The 4,490-nt window shown below is 77.4% G+C and carries 2 protein-coding genes and 2 pseudogenes; 1 reads left to right on the plus strand and 3 read right to left on the minus strand.

The window, feature by feature from the left end; genetic code table 11:
• A pseudogene (locus tag ABZ641_RS26845) lies at window positions 1-349 on the plus strand (acetyl-CoA carboxyl transferase); the annotation flags it as partial.
• Window positions 350-391: 42 nt separating this feature from the next.
• Here the strand turns inward: ABZ641_RS26845 and ABZ641_RS26850 are convergent.
• The 3 genes and pseudogenes from ABZ641_RS26850 to ABZ641_RS26860 form a co-directional block, all read right to left on the minus strand.
• The gene (locus ABZ641_RS26850) at window positions 392-661 is read right to left on the minus strand and encodes a hypothetical protein (RefSeq protein ID WP_344621543.1); all 270 of its coding nucleotides are present in this window, start codon (window positions 659-661) and stop codon (window positions 392-394) included.
• 43 nt (window positions 662-704) lie between these two features.
• A complete protein-coding gene (locus ABZ641_RS26855; RefSeq protein ID WP_359985700.1) occupies window positions 705-1,373 on the minus strand; it encodes an ATP-binding cassette domain-containing protein in 669 nt (222 codons plus the stop codon).
• 65 nt (window positions 1,374-1,438) lie between these two features.
• A pseudogene (locus ABZ641_RS26860) lies at window positions 1,439-4,415 on the minus strand (ATP-binding cassette domain-containing protein); the annotation flags it as partial.
• Window positions 4,416-4,490: the final 75 nt, after the last annotated feature.

The following is a 4,490-nucleotide window of genomic DNA, read 5'->3' on the forward strand; positions in this document are numbered from 1 at the left end:
CGGGGCGCTCGCGCTGCTGCCCGCGGACCGGGTGATCGCGGCGGAGCACGCCTGGCTCGCCCCGCTGCCGCCCGAGGGCGCCTCGGCGATCGTCCACCGGGACGGCGAGCACGCCGCGGAACTGGCCCGGGCCCAGGGGATCGGCGCCTACGACCTGGCCTCGGTCGGCCTGGTCGACGAGGTCGTCGCGGAGCACCCGGACGCGGCCGACGAGCCCGTCCCCTTCGGTGCGCGGGTCGGGCGGGCCGTCGCGCTGGCGCTCGGATCGCTGGCCGCCCTGCCCGTCGAGCAGCGGCTCGCGGCCCGGGCGGCCCGGAACCGGAGGCTGGGCGACCGGCGGGAGGGCTGAGGTCGGGCGGGCTGAGGTCGGAGCCGGGGGCTCAGAGCCGCGTCAGAGCAGGCCGCCGACGGCGGCGACCGCCTTGGAGGCGGAGGCCGCGCCCTCGAGTTCGCCGACCACGCCGTGCAGGTCCTTGATCCGCTTCTCGGCGTGCGCCTGGAAGGCGTCCGCAGCGGCGCCCGTCCAGTGCACCGAATGGCGGGCCCGCTCCAGCTCCTGGGCGATCTTGCTCACCTCGTTGGCGAGCGCCTCCAGCTCGCCCGCCAGGTCGGAGAGCTCCGCGTCCGCCAGCAGCCGGCCTATGCCGTCCAGGATTCCCATCGTCAACCCCCGTCGTCGAGACACGTCCTGTCTCCGGGTCAGCTTATCCGCCGATCGGACCGGACAGGAGCTCGCCCGGCTCGCCACTGAACACCACCCGCCCCCGCCGCAGCACGTGCACCACGCCGGCCCCCGCCAGCGTCGCCGGCAGCGACTGGGCGGCCAGCACCACCGTGCCGCCGTCGGCCGCGGACTCCAGCAGCAACCGGTGCATCCGGGCCGCCACCGCCGGGGCCAGGCCCCGGTCCGGCTCGTCCAGCAGCAGCAGCCTCGGACGGCCCAGCAGCGCCCGGCCGAGCGCCACCATCTGCTGCTGCCCGCCCGAGAGGGTGCCCGCCCGCCGGGTCATCAGCGGACGCAGCTCGGGGAACCACTCCTCGACGGCCGCCGTGTCCTCGCCCGCGTGCTGCCCGAGGTTCTCCGCGACGGTGAGGGACGGGAAGACCGCCCGATCGGCCGGGACCAGGGCGAGGCCCCGGCGGGCCCGGCGGAACGCCGAGAGGGCGGTGACGTCCCGGCCCGCCCAGAGCACCCGCCCCGCGGCCGGCCGGACCACGCCGGCGAGGGTGTGCAGGGCGGTCGTCCGCCCGGCGCCGTTGCGGCCGAGCAGCACCGTCACCCGGCCGGCCGGGCAGGCCAGGTCCACCCCGTGCAGGGCCTCCAGCAGCCCGTACCGGACGCGGACCCCGCGCAGCTCCGCCTCGACGGTCACGGCTCCGCCCCCGCGGCCTCGCCCCACGCCCCCGCCACCCGCGGGTCCGCCAGGACCTCGGCGGTCGGCCCGTTCAGCAGGACCCTCCCCCGGGCCATCACGCAGACCGTGTCGGCGAGCCGGGCGACCAGTTCGACGTCGTGCTCCACCAGCAGCAGCGCCACCCCCTCGGCGGCGAGCGCCCGCAGCACCGAGCCGAGCCGGGCCGTCTGCGCCAGGTCGAGACCGGCGGCCGGCTCGTCCAGCAGCAGCACCCGGGGGGACGCGGCCAGCGCACGGGCCAGCTCCAGCAGGCGCAGCGCACCGGTCGGCAGCCGGTCCGCCGACCAGTCCCGGACGGCGTCCAGGCCGAACAGCCGCAGCGCCCGGTCGGTGGCCTCACGGGCCGCGGGAGCTCCGGGGGCGGGCAGGCCCAGCAGACCCCGGACGGTGCCGCCGCGGCCCTGCTCGGCGCCGAGACGGGTGTTCTCGCCGACCGTCAGGCCGGGGAAGACGGCGATCTGCTGGAAGGTACGGGCGAGGCCGAGACGGGCCCGGGCGTGGTCCGGCAACCGGGTGACGTCGCGGCCGGCCAGCAGGACGCGGCCGGCGTCCGGGCGGGCGACGCCGCTCAGACAGTCGAACAGCGTGCTCTTGCCGGCGCCGTTCGGACCCACCAGGGCGGTGATCCTGCCGGGCGGGACGTCCAGGTCGACGCCGTCGACCGCGGCGATGCCGCCGAAGCGGCGGACGAGACCGCGGGCGGTGAGGCCGGAGGTGGGGGCGGCGCTCATCGTGGGGTCCGGCAGTGCAAGTTGCTGGAACGGGTCGGGTGAGGGTCGTGCCCTTCCGCTGTGCGCAGTTCCCCACGCCCCTGCGGGGTCGCCGGACTCGTGGGGACGGGAGGACGAGGGGCCGGTCGGCGGGGAACGTGCAGGTCGGCACCTGCCGCTGCGCGCAGTTCCCCGCGCCCCTGGGAGTGCAACCGGCCGGAGGGGTCGGAGTGCAGGTGGTGGCCTTCCGCTGCGCGCAGTTCCCCGCGCCCCTGGGGGTGCAACCGGCCGGAGGGGTCGGAGTGCGGGTGGTGACCTCCCGCTGCGCGCAGTTCCCCGCGTCCCTGCGGGGGCGGCGGACTCGGCGGGGGTGGGGTCATTTCGGGGGGTCCGTGAGGTGGTGGCGGAGGGATCGGCCGAGGGGGGTGAGGCGGGGTGGGACGGGGGCGGGGCGGGCGGCGAGGCGGCGGGCGACGCCGGCGAGGCCGCCGGGCATCCGGCCGAGGGCGGTGGCGAGGCCGCCGACCACGACCGCGGAGATACCGGGGACGGTGCCGGTGTCGAGGCCGATCAGCAGGGCGGCGGCGAGGACCGCGCCGACGGCGCTGTCCGCCCCGGCCACCACCACGGTCGCGAACCAGAGCAGGCCCTGGATCGGGTCGAAGGCGGCGGCGGAGAAGGCGCGTCCGGCAAGGGTCATCAGTCCGCCGCCGAGGGCGGCGAGTCCGGCGCCGGCCATGAAGACCAGGAGTTTCAGCCGGGGCACGTCCACCCCGGCGGCCGAGGCCCCGGCCTGGTGGTCGCGCATCGCGGTGAGGGCCCGGCCGAGCCGGCCGCGGTGCAGGTTGCGGACGAGCAGCAGGCCGAGGCCGAGCAGCACCAGTTCGGCGGTGTAGAAGGCGCCGTCTCCGGTGAGGAACTCGGGGCGGTCGACGACGAGCCCGGTGGTGGCGTACGGCTGGTTGAAGACGAGCCGGCTGAGCGCGGTGCCGACGGCGAAGGTGACCAGGGCGAGGGCGAGGCCGCGGCGGCGGATCGCGGGCCATCCGGTGAGGAGGCCGAGCGGCACGGTGACGGCGACCGCCAGCAGCAGCGCGGGGACGGCGGGCATCGCCGGCAGTCCGGGTACCCGGCCGGACATCAGCAGGGCCGTCCCGAGCCCGCCGAGGCCGGCGTACCCGGCCTGGCCGAGGGAGACCTGTCCGCCGTAGCCGGTGACGACCACGACGGAGAGCAGTACCAGGGCGAGCGCGGGTACGGCGAGGGCGTGCCGCAGGTCGTCGTTGCGGAAGCCGAGCGGCAGCAGCAGGAGGACGGTGCAGACGGCCTTGACGGCGGCCGAGCCGCGTTCGATCCGGGGGGCGCCGGCCGGGGCGAGGCCGGTGTCGTCCACCGCGCCGCGCCAGGGCAGCAGGGCCGCGACGAGCAGCGCGACGGTGAACAGGTTGGCCTGCACGGCCTGGGCGAGCGGCAGGAGCTGGCCGGCCGGACGCAGCCGGGTGAGTTCGCTCTGCGCGACGCCCAGGGCGAGGCCGGTGACGACCGCCACGGGCAGGCTGCGCAGCCGGGCGGCGACGGCGACGGCCATGGTTTCCATGACGAGCAGCGGCAGGCCGTAGGGGTCGAGCAGCAGGGAGGGGGCGAGCAGGATGCCGACCAGTCCGGCGGTGAAGGAGCCGAAGGCCCAGCCGGTGGCGGAGATCCGGTCGGCGTCGATCCCGGCGAGTCCGGCGAGGGCGCGGTTGTCGACGACGGCGCGCAGCCGGGTGCCGAAGGCGGTGTAGCGGGTGACGAGGCCGACGCCGCCGGCCACCGCGAACAGGACGGCCAGTTGGACGGCGGTGTCCAGGCGCAGGACGTGGCCGCCGAGGTCGGCGAGGTGCTCGGGCCGGACGAGCGCGGGGGCGTCGGCGAAGGGGGCCGTGCCCCAGAGCAGGATGACGGTGCCGATCAGCAGCACGAAGACGCCGATGCCGGCGACCATCGTCTCGCCGGCTCCGGCGCCGCGGCGCTGCAGCGGGCGGAAGACGGCGGCGTCGAGCAGGACGCCGAAGGCGGGGGCGGCGATCAGCAGGCAGAAGGCGGCCGCGGGGAAGAGCGGCCAGCCGCGGACGACGACGAGTTCGCGCAGCAGGTAGGCGGTGGCGACGGCCTGGGCACCCTGGGCGAGGTTGAGCACGCCGGTGGCGCGGTGGGTGACGACCAGGCCGACGCCGCTGAGCGCGGCGGCGCTGCCGACGGAGAGGCCGGCGAGGGCGAGGTCGGCGGTCAGGCCGAGGCTGTCGCTCACCCGGCCGGGGGCCCGGGCTCGGCGGGTCCGGGGTCGGCGGCCGGTCCGGGGGCCTCGGGCGGCCCGGGGTCGCAG

Origin of the sequence: Kitasatospora sp. NPDC007106 (assembly GCF_040634455.1) — a bacterium.
In the GTDB taxonomy this organism is placed as follows: domain Bacteria; phylum Actinomycetota; class Actinomycetes; order Streptomycetales; family Streptomycetaceae; genus Kitasatospora; species Kitasatospora arboriphila.